Consider the following 14,665-nt stretch of genomic DNA (forward strand, 5'->3'; position numbering starts at 1 on the left):
CTTGGGGGATGTCGGCTGGTCGTGAGAAGCCAAAAAGAGCCCCATGGATCGAGTCGAAGGGGCATATTTTGGCTTCTCGCGGTGGTTCAAGTCCTGCCATGGGGCACTTTTTGGCTTCTCGTGAGCGAGAAGCCAAAAACGGCCCCTTGGGCGCGGGGCGCAGTCTCAAGCGAAGGCCCGCGGGCCGACCCGCCTGGCCTGTACGCCTGCGCGTGCCTGCGCGGCCGCCAGCGCGCAAGAACTCACCCGAGGATCGCGGCGACCTCCGCGAGCATCGGCAACGACTCCGTGGCGCCGGGACGGGTGACCGTGAGCGAGGCGGCGACCGTCGCCCAGCGCACGGCATCGACCATGGCCTCGGGGGAGACCGAGCCAGCCACCGCGGCATCCGTCGCCGCGAGCCGGGCGACGAGGGCGCCCACGAAGCTGTCCCCGGCGGCGGTCGTGTCGACCGCGGTCGCCGGGCGGGCCGGGGCGAGGCCGAGCACCTCGCCGTCGAAGGCCACGATCGCTCCCTCGGCGCCGAGGGTGACGATTGCCCAGGTCGTGTCGGCGCTGAGCAGCTCAGCGGCGCGGGCGGCATCCGCTTCACCGGTCAGCGCGCTCGCCTCGATCTGGTTGGGCACGACCAGGTCGACGGATGCGAGAAAACCGGCCGGCAGCGGCACCACCGGTGCCGGGGTCAGCACGGTGAACACGCCGGCAGCCCGGGCCACCTCGATGGCCGAGGCGAGCACCGCGATCGGCAGCTCGCACTGCATCACGAGAAATCCGGCGCCGCTGATCGTCGCCCGCTGCTCCGCCGACAGCGCCGTGACGGTCGCGTTCGCACCCGACACGACGACGATGGAGTTCTCGCCGGCATCCGTCACGCTGATGTGCGCGGTGCCGGTCGGCTCGACCGACTCGGCCAGCCCCTCAGAGCGGATGCCCTCACTCGCGACGAGCGCCCGCAGCTCGGCCCCGTAGGCATCCGCTCCGACCGCGCCGAGAAACTCAACGGCGGCGCCCTGACGAGCCGCGGCGACCGCCTGGTTGAGGCCCTTGCCGCCCGGAACGGTCGTGAAGCCGTGGCCGAAGATGGTCTCGCCCGGTTCGGGCAGCCGTGGCTGCCGAACGACGAGGTCCATGTTGGCGCTGCCCAGTACGGCGATGATAGTCATCGCTCCAGTCTGCCAGCGCCCGCAGCCCCCGTCCGCGAGAGCGGGTGAATCGTCGGTTTGCCGCAGCCAGAACGACGATTCACCCGCTTTCGCGAAAAGAGGGCAGGGCTTTCGCGGCAGTAGGAGCAGCTGCTCGTGGAACAATAGACGGGTGAGCCTTTCCGAACCGCAGCCCGAACCGCAGGAACAGCAGCCCGAACGCGCTGAGACCGTCATCGGCACCGTCACCGGCACCCTGCACCGCGCCCCGCGCTACACGAACTTCATGATCCTCGGTGCGATCCTCGGCGTGCTGACCGCCCTGATTCTCACGGTGATCTACCCCGAAAACGCCGACTTCAGCCGGGCTCAGGTCTTCGGCTTTCTGCTGCTCGCCGGCGTCGCCGGAGGCGTGGCCCTCGGAAGCGTCATAGCGCTCATCCTCGACCGGGTGGTAGGTCGGCGATCGAGCACCGTGGTCGCCGATAGACTGAGCCGCAGTGAGTCACGCGCCGATCAGGCGCCGGAGAGCGAATCTGACACGAACGCATCCGACACCCGCACGATCAACAACAACGAGATATAAAGGGGCTGCGGCTTGCCCGGTGGCGACGGACTGTTAAATCACGATCTTCTTCCCGGCGAGAAGGGGCCACAGGATGCCTGTGGCGTCTTTGGCGTCTGGGCTCCCGGCGAAGAGGTGGCCAAGCTCAGCTACTTCGGCCTCTACGCCCTGCAACACCGCGGTCAGGAATCGGCCGGCATCGCCACGAGCGACGGCAGCAAGATCCTCATCTACAAGGACATGGGCCTGGTCTCACAGGTCTTCAACGAGGCCTCGCTCAGCACCCTGCTCGGGCACATCGCAGTAGGGCACACCCGCTACTCCACGACCGGGTCATCGAGCTGGCAGAATGCCCAGCCGACCCTCGGCCGCACCGCGAGCGGCACCGTCGCGCTCGGCCACAACGGTAACCTCACCAACACCGCCGAGCTGCTGCAGCTCGTGCACGAGCGTTACCCGCAGGCCGACGGCGAGCTGGCCCGCGGCAACACGACCGACACCGCCGTCATCACGGCGCTGCTGATCGGTGACCGTGACCACACCCTCGAAGCCACCGCGATGGAGGTGCTGCCGCGCCTGCGCGGCGCCTTCTGCCTGGCTTTCATGGACGAAACCACCCTCTACGCTGCCCGTGACCCCCAGGGTGTGCGGCCCCTCGTGCTCGGCCGGCTCGAACGCGGCTGGGTCGTCGCCTCAGAGACCGCCGCCCTCGACATCGTCGGCGCAAGCTTCGTGCGTGAGGTCGAACCCGGCGAACTCATCACGATCGACGAAGACGGGCTGCGCAGCCAGCGCTTCGCGCCCGCCGACCCCAAGGGCTGCGTCTTCGAGTACGTCTACCTCGCCCGCCCCGACACCACCATCGCCGGTCGCGGCGTGCACGAGGCTCGAGTCGAGATGGGTCGTCGGCTTGCCGCCGAGTATCCGGTCGAGGCCGACCTCGTCATTCCCACCCCGGAATCCGGTACCCCGGCGGCCATCGGCTACGCCCAGGCCTCGGGAATTCCGTTCGGCCAGGGCCTGGTCAAGAACTCCTACGTGGGACGCACCTTCATCGCGCCGTCGCAGACCATCCGGCAGCGCGGCATCCGCTTGAAGCTCAACCCGTTGAAAAATGTGATCAAGGGCAAGCGGCTGATCGTCGTCGACGACTCGATCGTGCGCGGCAACACCCAGCGCGCCCTCGTGAGCATGCTGCGCGAGGCCGGCGCGGCGGAGGTGCACGTGCGCATCTCCAGCCCGCCCATCACCTGGCCGTGTTTCTACGGCATCGACTTCGCCAGCCGTGCCGAGCTCATCGCGACCGGCCTCGAAATCGATGAGGTGCGCCAGTCGATCGGTGCCGACAGCCTCGGCTACCTGTCGGAAGACGGCATGATTGCCGCCACCGAGCAGCCGCGCGAGCGCCTCTGCACCGCCTGCTTCACCGGCGTCTACCCGATCGCGCTGCCCGAATCGCAGCACCTCGGCAAGAATCTGCTGGAGCGCCAGCCCGCGCAAGCCGCATCAAACGGATGCGACCCCGGCCCCGACGCCGACCTCGAAGGCGTTGTCGAACCGGTGGCGACACGTGAAGAAGCCCTCGCCCACCTGGGCAAGGCGCCATCAGTACAGACCCCAGTGGTTCAGGCCGCCTTCGGAGATCCGGGAAGACAAGAATGAGCAACGCCTCCTACGCCGCCGCCGGTGTCGACACCGCGGCCGGCGACCTCGCCGTGAGCCTCATGAAGGCCGCCGTCTCGAAGACTCACGGCCCCGAGGTTCTCGGCGGCTTCGGCGGCTTCGCCGGACTCTACGACGTGAGCTTTCTCACCCGGTTTCGCCGACCCCTGCTGGCCACGTCGACGGATGGCGTGGGTACGAAGGTAGCCATCGCCCAGGCCATCGACAAGCACGACACCATCGGTCAGGACCTCGTCGGCATGGTCGTGGACGACATCATCGTCGTCGGTGCCCGCCCGCTGTTCATGACCGACTACATCGCCTGCGGCAAGGTCGTTCCCGAGCGCATCGCGGACATCGTCGCCGGTATCGCGCGGGCCTGCTCCGCTACCGGAACCGCCCTCGTCGGCGGCGAAACCGCCGAACACCCCGGGCTGCTCGGGCCCGACGACTACGACGTGGCCGGCGCGGCCACCGGCGTCGTCGAGGCCGACCAGGTGCTCGGGGCCGAACGGGTCGTCTCCGGTGACGTCGTCATCGCCCTCGCCTCCTCCGGGTTGCACTCCAACGGCTACTCCCTGGTGCGCAGTATTCTGCGCACCACCGGCGTCGACTTCACCGATCGGTCCGACGACCTCGGCGGAATCGTCGGCGAGGTTCTGCTCGAGCCGACCCGCCTGTACACCGGCCCGCTGCTCGACGTGTTGAACGACCCCGACCTGGCCGGGGCCGTGCACTCCCTCAGCCACGTCACCGGCGGCGGCATCGCGGCAAACCTGGCCCGCGTGCTGCCGCTGGGCTCCTGGGTCGACGTCGACCGCTCGACCTGGTCGCCCGCCCCCGTCTTTCGCGTGCTCAGCGACATGGCCGGAACCTCCCTCGAGAGCTCAGAGGGAACCTGGAACCTCGGAATCGGTATGTTCGCGGTCGTGGATGCCGCATCCGCTTCCTCGGTGATCGCCCGCCTCGATCGCAGCGGAATCAGCGCCTGGGTCACCGGCCGGGTGTCGATGGCAGCGCGCGACATCACCGGTTTCGAGCAGGGCGCCAAGGGCGTCAACGGCGGCGCCGTGCGCCTCGTCGGCGGATACGCCGCGTAGCGACCGGCCCCCGGTCAGGCAACAGGCCGTCAGCTAGAACGCACGGAGTCAGGCAACAAAAAACCCCGTGAGGCTCCGGTTCTGGTCGGGCCCACGGGGTTTGCTGTCTGCTGGTGTTGAACCAGAACGGCGCTGCGGTTACGCGCGGCGCTGTTCTTCTTCGGTGGCATAGTGTTCGGTGGCGTAGTGATCGACGTATCGCTCGTCTTCGTCACTCTCATCGTCGGTGGCGTTGTTCTTCGCAGCCTCGGCCTTTTCGGCCTTCTCTTTTTCGTACTCAGGCCACTTCGCCAGGTCTTCGTCGAGACGCGGGTCAGCCGGATGCCCGGTGAGCTCGCGTTCGAGCGCGTTGTAGTTGGTGTCCGGGCTGAAGTACTTCAGCTCACGAGCCACCTTGGTGTGTTTTGCTTTTTGACGGCCGCGCCCCATGCGTGACCCCCTTTACGATGCCAGGCCGGGTGAGCCAGAGTCTCCCGGGAGTTGCCGAACGGAATGGAAAAACTAGAGGCCAGTTTAGCATGGCCGAACGAACGGCTTGCTGACCCACCTCTCAGGCGTACCTGATGAGATGGGCTGTGATGCCGAGCGATGCGAGTGCGCCTGTAGTGATCGTCGGAGCAGGGCAGGCGGGCCTGTCAGTAGCCTACTATTTGCGCAGCTCCGGTTTGGTCGCCGGGCGGGATTTTGTGATCTTTGACCGTGGTCCGCAGCCGGGCGGAGCCTGGCAGCATCGCTGGCCGGCCCTGAAGCTCGGTACGGCCCACCGCGTGAATGACCTGCCGGGCCTCACCGACCTCGGCCTGAGCTTCGAGAACGCCGACCGCGCGCGACCGGCGAGCGAGGTCGTCACCGAGTACTACCGTCGCTACGAGCAGCACTTCGAGCTTGCGGTGGTGCGCCCGGTCGCCGTGTCCCGGGTCGGCACCCGCGGCCCCGACCTCGTCGTCGACACGACCTCGGCGCTGTACGGAGATCACCGCACCACCACGCAGATCCTCGTGAACGCGACCGGCACCTGGGGCGCACCCTTTCGCCCGCACTATGCCGGGGCCGAGACCTTTCGCGGTCGTCAACTGCACACGAGTGATTACCGCACGGCCGACGAATTCGCCGGTCAGAACGTGGTCGTCATCGGCGGCGGAACCAGCGCGATCGGGTTTCTGCTCGAACTCGAACCGGTCGCCTCCCACCTCGCCTGGGCGACGCGCCGGCCAGTGGAATGGAGCGACAGCGAGTCACTCGATCTTGAGGCGGCCGTCGCCGCGGTCGCCGCACAGGACGCGGCCGCACGGGCCGGGCGCCAGCTGCCGAGCATCGTCAGCGGAACGAAAGTGCCGATGAACGAGCGTATCCGCAACGGAATCAAGCGGGGTGTGCTCGCGGACCGGCCGATGTTCACGCGCATCGAACCGACCGGCGTGCGCTGGGCCGACGGCAGCTTCAGCCCGGCCGACGCGCTGCTCTGGGCGACCGGGTTTCGGCCCGAAGTGCGCCACCTGTCTGCGCTGAGGCTGCGTGAAGCTGCGGGCGGCCTGCGGGTGCAGGAGGGGGCATCCGTCGCCGACCCCCGCATCTTCTTCGCCGGCTACGGCCCGCAGGCGAGCACCATTGGGGCTGCGCGGGCGGCGCGCCGCACGGCCAGGGCGATTCTCGAACGGCTGCCCGCGCTGCGCACGCGGTAGGTCGCGGCACATCGACGGTCAGCGCGCGAGCAGGTAGCCGAGCGTTGCCACGCCCACGCCCAGCGCGAGGGTCAGCCCCGCATTGACCACGGCAGAGCGCCAGCGGCCGCGGTTCACGAGCTCGATCGTCTCGACGCTCCAGGTGCTGAAGGTCGTGAGGCCCCCACACACCCCGGTGAGCAGCACGAGCTGCAGGTCAGCCGAGATCGCGGCGCGCTCGGCGAGGCCCAGCACGACGCCGCCGAGCGCCGAACCGACCACGTTCACGAGCAGCACTCCGCCCGGCAGCCGCCCAGGGCGCACCGGCCAGGCGCGCGCGACGAGGTAACGGATGACGGTGGCCGCGCCGCCGCAGACCACCACGCTCAGCAGGGCCCAGACACTCATGAGCGTTCTCGCGGTCGGGGGAGACGCCCGCCGAACCACAGGCCGAGCGCCGCAGCACCGAAGCCGAGCACGACCGAGGCGATGAGGTAGCCGGTGGCCAGCGCCCACAGCCCGGTCGACCCCTGGGCGACGACCGAGACCATCACCGCCGAGAAGGTGGTGAAGGAGCCGAGCAGGCCAGGGCCGAGGGCGACCTTGAGCCAGGCCGGCACGGACGGACGCGTCCACAGCCCGCCGACCAGCCAGCCGAGCACGAGGGCACCGAGCACGTTGACGACGAGGGTTCCGGCCGCAAACTGGTCGTTGCTGTGGGGAACGGCGAGATCGGCGGCGAAGCGCAGGCTGGTGCCCAGACATCCGCCCACGAAGGCGGCCAGGATCAGCCGCACGCGTTACCGGCGCTTTCGGCGCCGCGATGCCTTCGGCGTGGAACGGTTCGACGGGGCACCGACGACGGGACTGCCGTTCTTGACGACCTTGCCAGGCATGGTGATGGCTCCGGTGCCGAGCGGCGCGAGGGACTTGCGCTGCACCGGGCGCGAACGCACCGGCTCGCCGCGGCGATCCTGGCCGGGGATCGGGCGGGAGCGACGTCCGTAAATGAGCTCGGAGGAGTCCAGCAGCCAAGGCACGAGGGCGATCGTCACGCCGTGCACCATCATGAGCTTTTGGCGCAGGCGGCGGGCCTTGTGGTTGTGCAGCAGGCCCTCCCACCAGTGGCCCACGATGTAGATCGGCGTGTACACGGTGACGACCTCGGCACCGTGGTCTTCGCGGCGGTCGCGAATGTAGCTGATCAGCGGCCAGCTGATGTCCCGGTACGGGCTCGCGACGATGCGCAGCGGTACCTGGATGTTCTGTTTCACCCAGGCACGTTTGAGTTCCTTGGTCTCGGCGTCGTCGATGGAGACGTGCACGGCCTCGAGGCTCACATGGCGGGCCGCGATGGCGTAATCGAGGGCCTTCAGCACGGGCTTCTGCATCTTGCCGACGAGCACGATCGCGTGGTCGCCCTGCGAGCCGAAGGTCGTGATCGGGTCGACCTCGATCTCACGGGCCACGTCGCGGTAGTACCGGTTGACGCCCATCATGAGGGCAAACAAGATGGGCATCATCAGAAACACGAGCCAGGCGCCGTGGGTGAACTTGGTGACGGTGACGACGATGAGCACGATGCCGGTGAGCATCGCGCCGAAGGCGTTGATCGACAGGCTCATGATGATCGAGCCTCGATGGGCCGGCTTGGTTTTCAGCAGGGTCAGCCAGTGCTTCACCATGCCGGTCTGGCCGAGGGTGAACGAGACGAAGACACCGATGATGTACAGCTGAATCAGCACGGTGAGGTTGGCCTGGTAGACCACCATGATCACGATCGCCGCGAGGGCCAGCAGAATGACGCCGTTGGAGTAGATCAGGCGGTCGCCGCGGGTGCTGAGCGACTTCGGCGCGTACTGGTCGCGGGCGAGCACCGAGCCGAGCAGGGGAAATCCGTTGAACGCGGTGTTCGCCGCGAGCAGCAGCACGGCTGCGGTCGCCGCCTGCAGCACGTAGAACATGATCGAGAAGTTTCCGAAGGTCGCTGCGGCGACCTGGGCGATGAGGCTGCGTTGCGGGTCGGTCGCGCACTCGGCCCAGCCGATCAGGTCGCACGGTCTCTCGGCGTAGTGCACCTGGGAGGCCAGGGCCAGAGCGGTCAGCCCCACGAACAGCACGATCGCGATGCCGCCCATCAGGGCGAGCGTGGTCTGGGCGTTCTTCACCTTGGGGTGCTGGAACGCGGGGACCCCGTTGGCGATCGCTTCGACGCCGGTCAGGGCGGAGCATCCGCTCGCAAAGGACCGCAGCAGCAGCAGAATGAACGCCGACTGCGCGAGGCTGTGGCCCTCCACGTCGAAGCCGGCCGATTCGGCGGTCGGGGTGTCGCCGAGAGCCATGCGCACGAGGCCGACCACGATCATCAGGGCAACGCTGCCGACGAACAGGTAGGTGGGGAAGGCGAAGGCCTTACTCGACTCGCGTACCCCCCGCAGGTTGGCGGCGGCGAGCAGAATGATGAAGACGACGGCCAGTTCGACCCGCAACGGGTCGAGCCCGGGAATGGCGGAGATGATGTTGTCCACGCCGCTGGCGACCGAGACGACGACGGTCATGACGTAGTCGACCAGCAGGGCGCTCGCGACGATGAGGCCGGCCTTTTCGCCGAGGTTCTTGTGGGCGACCTCGTAGTCACCGCCGCCGGAGGGGTACGCCTTGATCAGCTGCCGGTACGAGACGACGACCACGACGAGCAGCACCACGACAACCGCGGCGACCCAGGGCGCGAAACTCAGAAAGGCGAGTCCGCCGAGGGTGAGAATCATCAGCAGCTCTTGCGGGGCGTAGGCCACGCTCGAGAGCGGGTCGCTCGCGAAGATCGGCAGCGCGAGGTGTTTGGGCAGCAGCTGGCCCTCGAGGTGCTCGCTCGGAAGCGGATCGCCAATGATCCATCGCTTCGGAGAGCGGCTTTCTGGGGTGGGGGTGGGCCCCTCTGGTGTCACGAGGGATGACACTACACCGTTGCCTCCCGGTGTCAAGTTCACGCGCTCCCGCCCCATTGTCGCGAGTGAGCGCTTTGTGCGCTTCCCGGCGCTTCCCGGCGCTTCCCGGGTGCGGGAAGCGCAGAAAGTGCTCACTCGCGGGGGCGGGCCGCGCTACGGTTGGGTCGCGAGGATGCTCGCCCGCACCGCATCCAGCTGACGGCGCAGGGCAGACACGGTCTCCTCGGGAAGGCCCGCGCCCGCGGCCTGCGTGCGCAGGTCGGCGCGCAACTGGTGCCGAAACTCGTTGAGCACCAGGTCGGCTTCGTGCAGGGCACGCGTTGACGCGAGGTGGGCATCGGCGTGGGTCGACGCTGGCGCGGCGGAGGCAGTCGTTTTGGCCTGCCGGGCGGCGCTCGCGAGGTCGGCCCGCAGGCTCTTCATCGCGGCGCTGACCCCGGAACGCACCTCGTCGGCCAGCCGACGCACCGATTCGGTGACCTCGCTCTCGACGCGGCCGAGTTCCCCCTCGCGGGCCAGCAGCTCGGAGCGCCCCGCGTCGGTGATTTCGTAGACGGTCTTGCGGCCGTCGGCCGTCTTGGTCACCAGGCCGTCTTCTTCGAGCTTGGCCAGGCGTGGGTAGATCGTGCCGGCGCTCGGGCTGTAGGTGCCGCCGAAGCGGTCGCTCAGGGCCTGGATCAGCTCGTAGCCGTGTCTCGGCTGCTCGGCGAGCAGGCTCAGCAGGTAGAGCCGCAGGCTGCCGTGGGAGAAGACGGGGGTCATGACGCGGCCTCGCCGGGTGCGGTGGCGGGCTCGGCGGCATCCGTCGCCTGGGCCTGCGGCGTTTCAGACGCGGCTGCCCGGCGCACGACCGAGATATTGCCGGAGACCGAGTTGGCGTTGAGTTCGAGAAAGGTGTTGTCGAGGTTGCCGGTACTGCCCTGATAGCCCTTGCCGAAGGTGGTGCGCAGCGTTTGGTCGTCAAGCTGCAGGGTACCGGCGACCGTGTTGAGACGGTAGCGGGCGGCCACATCGGCACCGAGACGCACGGTCAGATTGCCCGAGACGGTGTTCGAATTGACCTGATCCGGGGTGCCCGTGAGGTCAAGAAAAACGTCGCTCGAGACCCCGTCGATGCTGAAGCGACGGATGTTGCCGCTCGCCGTCACCTCGCCGGTCACGGTGTGCGCCGCGATGGTGCCGACATGGTTGCGCACCGAGATCTCGCCGTTGACCGCGTTCAGTTCGAGGTCGCCGGTCACGTCGTCGATCACGAGATCGCCGGAGACGGTGCTGAGTTTGGCGTCGTTGCGCAGCCCGGAGACGAGGGCGTCGGCAGAGACCACGCCGAACTTCAGGGCCACATCGCGGGGCACCATGAGGCTCAGGTCGGCCTGGGCGGTGCCGCGGAACGAGCCGAAGACCTCGATGAAGTTGTCCCAGCGCAGCTGTGGGTGGTCGATTTCGAGGGCGTCACCGTCCATCGAGATCTTGAGATCCTTGCCCGTCACGCTGTGCACCTCGATGCGGGCGCCGGGCTCGTCGTGGCCGATGACGTCGATCTTGCCGCCGATGAGGCCGACCTTGAGCCTGCGGACGAGCTCAATGTCGATGATTTTGCTCTGCCCGGGAGCGACCAGCCATTTTTCCAGAGACACCGTGCATCCTTTCCGTAGGTATGGTTCGCGATGCGCGAGGTGAACAGCGCGAGTGCCGCGAACGACGCGATATATCGCGTCTGTTGAGTAACACGATATATCGCGTTTCGGCGCTCGGCAAGGGCTGGGGCTGAGTGTCTCCCGAGAGCCCTAGTACGGAAAAATTGCGAGCCATTCGGGGTTGTGGGCGTGCACGAGTACGAGAAACACGACGAGGTCGAAGAGCAGGTGCACGCAGACCACGTAGGTCAGCGAGCGGGTGCGGGCGAAGGTGTAGCCCTGCAGCAGCGCGAAGGGAAACGTCATGAGCGGGCCCCAGCTCTGGTAGCCGAGTTCCCAGAGAAACGAGGTGAAGATGACGGCCTGTAGCAGGTTCGCCTGCCAGTCCGGAAAATGTCGTCTCAGCAGGGCAAACGCGGTGCAGATGAAGAAGAGTTCGTCCCAGATGCCGACGAAGCCGACCCCCACGAACAGGCGCGCGAGCTCGTCGGGCGTGCTGATCGCCGGCCAGTTGAGGTAGGCGCCGCTGCCGATGAAATAGCTCGGCAGAATCAGGTACCCGAGCAGTACGACGAGCGGCAGGTACCAGCGTTCCAGGGTCGTCCAGCGCTGCCCGGTGCGAATCGGAAACCGAATTGCGTGGTCCTTATAGGCGTAGCGGGAGAGAAGATACGGCACGAGTACCGAGAGCGTCAGCACCGTGCCCATCAGGGCGATGTTCGGGTAGTCGATGTTGGCTTCGAGCGAGATGGTGCTGATGATCAGCAGCCCGAGCGCGAGCAGCAACAGGTCGCGAAACAGGGCCCGGTTCACGAAGAACGCAGCGACGACGGATGCCGCCAGCAGGCCGTATCCGGCAAGAGGCAGTTGCAGCGCGAAGATGAGAACGGCGGAACCCGAGAGCATGGCGGCCGGGATCAGCCCGGCCGACAAGCGCGGTTTCGCCTCGTTCGGCAGGGGAGTGTGCGTCGCAGATGCGGCCATGTTTTACCCTAACAAGTCCGCTCTGGGAGGTGTTCGGGTATCGCGGCCGAGATCTGCGGCCGAAACCTGCCCGAGACATCAGAGAGGTACATTCGGGTCATGCTCGACGACCTCACGACACCCGACGACCTCACGACCCCCGACCCGATTGAGCTGCTGCGCACTCTCATCGCGATTGACTCGGTCAACCCCGACCTCGTGCCGGGGGCGGCCGGAGAGGCGCGCATCGCGACCTGGTGCGCCGACTGGCTCGCTGCTCGCGGCTTCGAGGTGCACCGGCTCGAAGAGCGCCCGGGCCGCCCCTCGATCGTCGGCGTCTGCCGCGGCACCGGCGCGACAACCGGTGCCGGTCGCTCGCTCATGCTCAATGGCCACCTCGACACCGTCGGCGTCGCCACCTACGCCGGGGATCCATTCACGGCCGAGCTGAGAGACGGCAAAATCTTCGGCCGGGGCTCCTTCGACATGCTCGGCGGGGTCGCGGCGATTCTCGTGGCGGCGGCGCGGGCATCCGTCGTCGCACCCGGCGGCAACGGCCTGACCGGCGACATCATCGTGACCCTCGTCGCCGATGAGGAGTTCGGCAGCCTCGGCACCGAGGAGGTGCTGCGCCGATTCACAGCGGATGCCGCGATCATCGCCGAGCCCAGCGGCCTCGAGCTCACCCTCGCCCACCGCGGATTCGCCTGGTTCGAGCTGGAACTCACGGGGGTCGCCGCGCACGGCTCACAGCCCGAGCGGGGCGTCGACGCCATCGCGCACGCGGCACGGGTCTTCACGGCCCTGGACGCGCTGCGCGAGCGCCTCGAAGCCACCCCGCCGCACTCGACCCTCGGCCACGGCACCGTGCGGGTCTCGATGATCTCGGGCGGCGATGATGCCGCCACCGTCGCCGCATCCTGCACGATGACCCTCGAACGACGGATGCTGCCGGGCCAGTCCCCGCCGGCGGTCGAGGCCGAGCTGCGCGCCCTGTTCGACGACCTCGCCGCCACGGTGCCCGGCTTCCGGTTCGAGCTGCGCCGCCTCGTGGCCCGCGCCGCCTTCGAAGCGGACGTCGACTGGCCGATCGTGCAGGCCCTGCAGTCGAGCGCGACCCGGGTGCTGGGCCGCGCCCCCGCGCACCGCGGCGAGCCCTTCTGGACCGATGCCGGCCTTGTTCTGGCGGCGGGCATCCCGTGCCTGGTCTTCGGGGTCGATGGCGGCGGCGCCCATGCCGACGAGGAGTGGGCCGATGTCGCCTCGGTGCGCGCGCTCGCCGCCACCCTCGAGGGCACCCTGCGCGACTTCTGCGCCTGACCTTGACCTTGACGCTGGGTCAACCTTTAACGTGGGTGTCATGGCACGAGAGAACAGCGACTGGTCGATCCAGGACATTGCGCGGCTCGCGCACACCACGAGCCGAACGCTGCGCCACTATGACGCCGTCGGACTGTTGCCGCCGAGCCGCGTTGGCGCCAACGGATACCGGCAGTACGACGAGCGCTCGCTCGTGCGGCTGCAGCGCATTCTGCTGCTGCGCCAGCTGGGCCTCGGCCTGCCCGCGATCGCCGAGGTGCTTGCGAGTGAGACCGACGAGGCGGTCGCGCTCGCGGCGCACCTCGAGTGGCTCCGCAGCGAGCAGCAACGCCTCGACCGGCAGATCCGCGCGGTCGGAAGCACCCTGATTGACCTCAACGGAGGAGAACGGCTCATGGCAGAGAAGATGTTTGACGGCTTCGACCACACCCAATACAAGGAGGAGGTCGAGCAGCGTTGGGGGGCGGATGCCTACTCCCGCGGTGATTCCTGGTGGCGCGGCATGTCCGCGGCCGAGAAAGCCGACTGGAAGGAGCGGTCCGCCGCTCTCGGGGCCGACTGGCAGCGGGCGGCGGCGGCCGGCCTCGACCCGCTCGGGGCCGAGGCGCAGGCCCTCGCGCACCGGCAGTTCGAGTGGTTACGCGGCATCCCGGGCACCCCGGGCTCAGGCGAGGCCGGTCCGCCGAAGGAATACTTCACCGGGCTGGCCGAGATGTACGTCGCCGACGCGAGATTCGCGGCCAACTACGGCGGGGCATCCGGTGCCGCCTTCGTGCGTGACGCGATGCTCGCCTATGCCGAGCGCACCCTCTAGCTAGCGCATGTCCAGGAGGCCCGTCAGGATGGAACTCGCGCCTCTCGACGCGCCTCGCGTCGCCGCCTCAACTCGAAGGGGCGTTTTTTGGCTTCTCGTGAGCGAGAAGCCAATAATGGCCCCTTGGGTCCCCGCCGACGCCGGTCGACGCCGAGGACAGCACCATCATCAGGCCTGCGTGGCCATCTCTGACGCGTCCCGGGTTGGAAGTGGCTTCTGAGCGGATGCCGGCCGCTTGATCGCGAAGAGCGGCATCGTGATGTTGACCATCGGCCCGATCAAGACGGCGAAGAGCACCGTGCCCACGCCGACATTGCCGCCGAGAGCCCAGCCGATGAGCAGCACAACGCCTTCGAGTCCCGTGCGCACGATCCAGATCTTCCAGCCGGTGCGGCGGTGCAGCCCGGTCATCAGGCCGTCGCGCGGGCCGGGGCCGAAGTGCGCGCCGATGTAGAGACCGGTCGCGACCGCGAGCACGAGCAGCCCGACCGCGAAGAACGCGATGCGCAGGGGCAGGCCCTGCCCGGTCGGCACGAGCCACAGCCCCACGTCGGCCGCGAGGCCCACCAGAATCGCGTTGAGGATGGTGCCGATGCCGGGCTTCTGCCGAATCGGAATCCACAGCAGCAGCACGACCGCGCTCGTGATGATCGTGATGAGACCGAATCCCCACCCGGTGTGGTTGTCGATGCCCTGGGTCAGAACGTCCCACGGGGCCACGCCAATTTCGCCGCGCACGATCAGTGCGATGCCGATTCCGTACAGAAAGAGGCCAATCAGCAGTTGCGCGTAGCGGTAGGGGTAGCTCTGGGTCATAAGTGCCATCCAATGCCAGATTTGGACTGTTATCAAGTAG

At 67.9% G+C, this 14,665-nt stretch carries 15 protein-coding genes; 6 read left to right on the forward strand and 9 right to left on the reverse strand.

Features of this window, described 5'->3' with window-relative positions; translation table 11 throughout:
• Positions 1-242: 242 nt before the first annotated feature.
• Positions 243-1,163: a ribokinase gene (locus E3T55_RS00885; protein WP_134517699.1), complete on the reverse strand. Its 921-nt coding sequence runs from the start codon at positions 1,161-1,163 to the stop codon at positions 243-245.
• Positions 1,164-1,314: 151 nt separating this feature from the next.
• On the opposite strand from E3T55_RS00885, the gene E3T55_RS20430 reads away from it, so the two are divergent.
• The 3 genes from E3T55_RS20430 to purM are packed head-to-tail and all read left to right on the forward strand — an operon-like array spanning position 1,315 to position 4,469.
• On the forward strand, positions 1,315-1,728 hold the full coding sequence (locus E3T55_RS20430; protein WP_174775406.1) for a hypothetical protein: 414 nt from the start codon (positions 1,315-1,317) through the stop codon (positions 1,726-1,728).
• Positions 1,729-1,740: 12 nt separating this feature from the next.
• Positions 1,741-3,369: an amidophosphoribosyltransferase gene (gene purF / locus E3T55_RS00895; protein ID WP_134517700.1), complete on the forward strand. Its 1,629-nt coding sequence runs from the start codon at positions 1,741-1,743 to the stop codon at positions 3,367-3,369.
• Positions 3,366-4,469, forward strand: a complete 1,104-nt coding sequence (gene purM, locus E3T55_RS00900) for a phosphoribosylformylglycinamidine cyclo-ligase (protein ID WP_134517701.1) — start codon at positions 3,366-3,368, stop codon at positions 4,467-4,469. The genes purF and purM overlap by 4 nt, the downstream gene beginning before the upstream one ends.
• Before the next feature lie 138 nt (positions 4,470-4,607).
• Here purM and E3T55_RS00905 read toward each other — a convergent pair whose 3' ends face one another.
• Positions 4,608-4,898 (reverse strand): DUF3073 domain-containing protein, encoded by a 291-nt coding sequence (locus E3T55_RS00905; RefSeq protein ID WP_134517702.1) that lies wholly within the window; start codon positions 4,896-4,898, stop codon positions 4,608-4,610.
• 149 nt (positions 4,899-5,047) lie between these two features.
• Between E3T55_RS00905 and E3T55_RS00910 the strand changes: the two genes are divergently transcribed.
• Positions 5,048-6,151, forward strand: a complete 1,104-nt coding sequence (locus tag E3T55_RS00910) for an NAD(P)-binding domain-containing protein (RefSeq protein WP_134517730.1) — start codon at positions 5,048-5,050, stop codon at positions 6,149-6,151.
• Positions 6,152-6,169: 18 nt separating this feature from the next.
• Here E3T55_RS00910 and crcB read toward each other — a convergent pair whose 3' ends face one another.
• The 6 genes from crcB to E3T55_RS00940 all read right to left on the reverse strand — a co-directional run bounded on the left by crcB (position 6,170) and on the right by E3T55_RS00940 (position 11,696).
• Complete coding sequence (crcB, locus tag E3T55_RS00915) at positions 6,170-6,538, reverse strand: fluoride efflux transporter CrcB (protein WP_198418483.1); 369 nt, start codon at positions 6,536-6,538, stop codon at positions 6,170-6,172.
• The gene (locus E3T55_RS00920; RefSeq protein WP_134517703.1) at positions 6,535-6,927 is read right to left on the reverse strand and encodes a fluoride efflux transporter FluC; all 393 of its coding nucleotides are present in this window, start codon (positions 6,925-6,927) and stop codon (positions 6,535-6,537) included. Before E3T55_RS00920 ends, crcB begins: the two co-directional genes overlap by 4 nt.
• A 3-nt stretch (positions 6,928-6,930) precedes the next feature.
• Positions 6,931-9,021, reverse strand: coding sequence for an APC family permease (locus E3T55_RS00925; protein ID WP_241992767.1), 2,091 nt, complete (start codon positions 9,019-9,021; stop codon positions 6,931-6,933).
• 207 nt (positions 9,022-9,228) lie between these two features.
• On the reverse strand, positions 9,229-9,837 hold the full coding sequence (locus E3T55_RS00930; RefSeq protein ID WP_134517705.1) for a PadR family transcriptional regulator: 609 nt from the start codon (positions 9,835-9,837) through the stop codon (positions 9,229-9,231).
• Complete coding sequence (locus E3T55_RS00935) at positions 9,834-10,712, reverse strand: DUF4097 family beta strand repeat-containing protein (RefSeq protein WP_134517706.1); 879 nt, start codon at positions 10,710-10,712, stop codon at positions 9,834-9,836. The genes E3T55_RS00930 and E3T55_RS00935 overlap by 4 nt, the downstream gene beginning before the upstream one ends.
• Before the next feature lie 150 nt (positions 10,713-10,862).
• Positions 10,863-11,696, reverse strand: a complete 834-nt coding sequence (locus E3T55_RS00940; RefSeq protein WP_134517707.1) for a CPBP family intramembrane glutamic endopeptidase — start codon at positions 11,694-11,696, stop codon at positions 10,863-10,865.
• Between the two features lie 99 nt (positions 11,697-11,795).
• Between E3T55_RS00940 and E3T55_RS00945 the strand changes: the two genes are divergently transcribed.
• Together E3T55_RS00945 and E3T55_RS00950 are read left to right on the forward strand one after the other, a co-directional pair.
• A complete protein-coding gene (locus E3T55_RS00945) occupies positions 11,796-12,995 on the forward strand; it encodes an ArgE/DapE family deacylase (protein WP_134517708.1) in 1,200 nt (399 codons plus the stop codon).
• A 40-nt stretch (positions 12,996-13,035) separates the two neighbouring features.
• A complete protein-coding gene (locus E3T55_RS00950; protein WP_134517709.1) occupies positions 13,036-13,809 on the forward strand; it encodes a MerR family transcriptional regulator in 774 nt (257 codons plus the stop codon).
• Between the two features lie 168 nt (positions 13,810-13,977).
• On the opposite strand, the gene yczE is transcribed toward E3T55_RS00950, so the two are convergent.
• The gene (gene yczE, locus E3T55_RS00955; protein WP_134517710.1) at positions 13,978-14,625 is read right to left on the reverse strand and encodes a membrane protein YczE; all 648 of its coding nucleotides are present in this window, start codon (positions 14,623-14,625) and stop codon (positions 13,978-13,980) included.
• Positions 14,626-14,665 lie beyond the last annotated feature (40 nt).

The sequence above is a fragment of the Cryobacterium frigoriphilum genome (genome assembly GCF_004403305.1).
In the GTDB taxonomy this organism is placed as follows: domain Bacteria; phylum Actinomycetota; class Actinomycetes; order Actinomycetales; family Microbacteriaceae; genus Cryobacterium; species Cryobacterium frigoriphilum.

Coding starts and splice junctions, on each gene's coding strand:
- E3T55_RS00930 (WP_134517705.1), bottom strand. CDS start 9,837: ATGACCCCCGTCTTCTCCCACGGCAGCCTGCGGCTCTACCTGCTGAGC.
- E3T55_RS00910 (WP_134517730.1), top strand. CDS start 5,048: ATGCCGAGCGATGCGAGTGCGCCTGTAGTGATCGTCGGAGCAGGGCAG.
- E3T55_RS00885 (WP_134517699.1), bottom strand. CDS start 1,163: ATGACTATCATCGCCGTACTGGGCAGCGCCAACATGGACCTCGTCGTT.
- crcB (WP_198418483.1), bottom strand. CDS start 6,538: ATGAGTGTCTGGGCCCTGCTGAGCGTGGTGGTCTGCGGCGGCGCGGCC.
- E3T55_RS00940 (WP_134517707.1), bottom strand. CDS start 11,696: ATGGCCGCATCTGCGACGCACACTCCCCTGCCGAACGAGGCGAAACCG.
- yczE (WP_134517710.1), bottom strand. CDS start 14,625: ATGACCCAGAGCTACCCCTACCGCTACGCGCAACTGCTGATTGGCCTC.
- E3T55_RS00905 (WP_134517702.1), bottom strand. CDS start 4,898: ATGGGGCGCGGCCGTCAAAAAGCAAAACACACCAAGGTGGCTCGTGAG.
- E3T55_RS00945 (WP_134517708.1), top strand. CDS start 11,796: ATGCTCGACGACCTCACGACACCCGACGACCTCACGACCCCCGACCCG.
- purM (WP_134517701.1), top strand. CDS start 3,366: ATGAGCAACGCCTCCTACGCCGCCGCCGGTGTCGACACCGCGGCCGGC.
- E3T55_RS00950 (WP_134517709.1), top strand. CDS start 13,036: ATGGCACGAGAGAACAGCGACTGGTCGATCCAGGACATTGCGCGGCTC.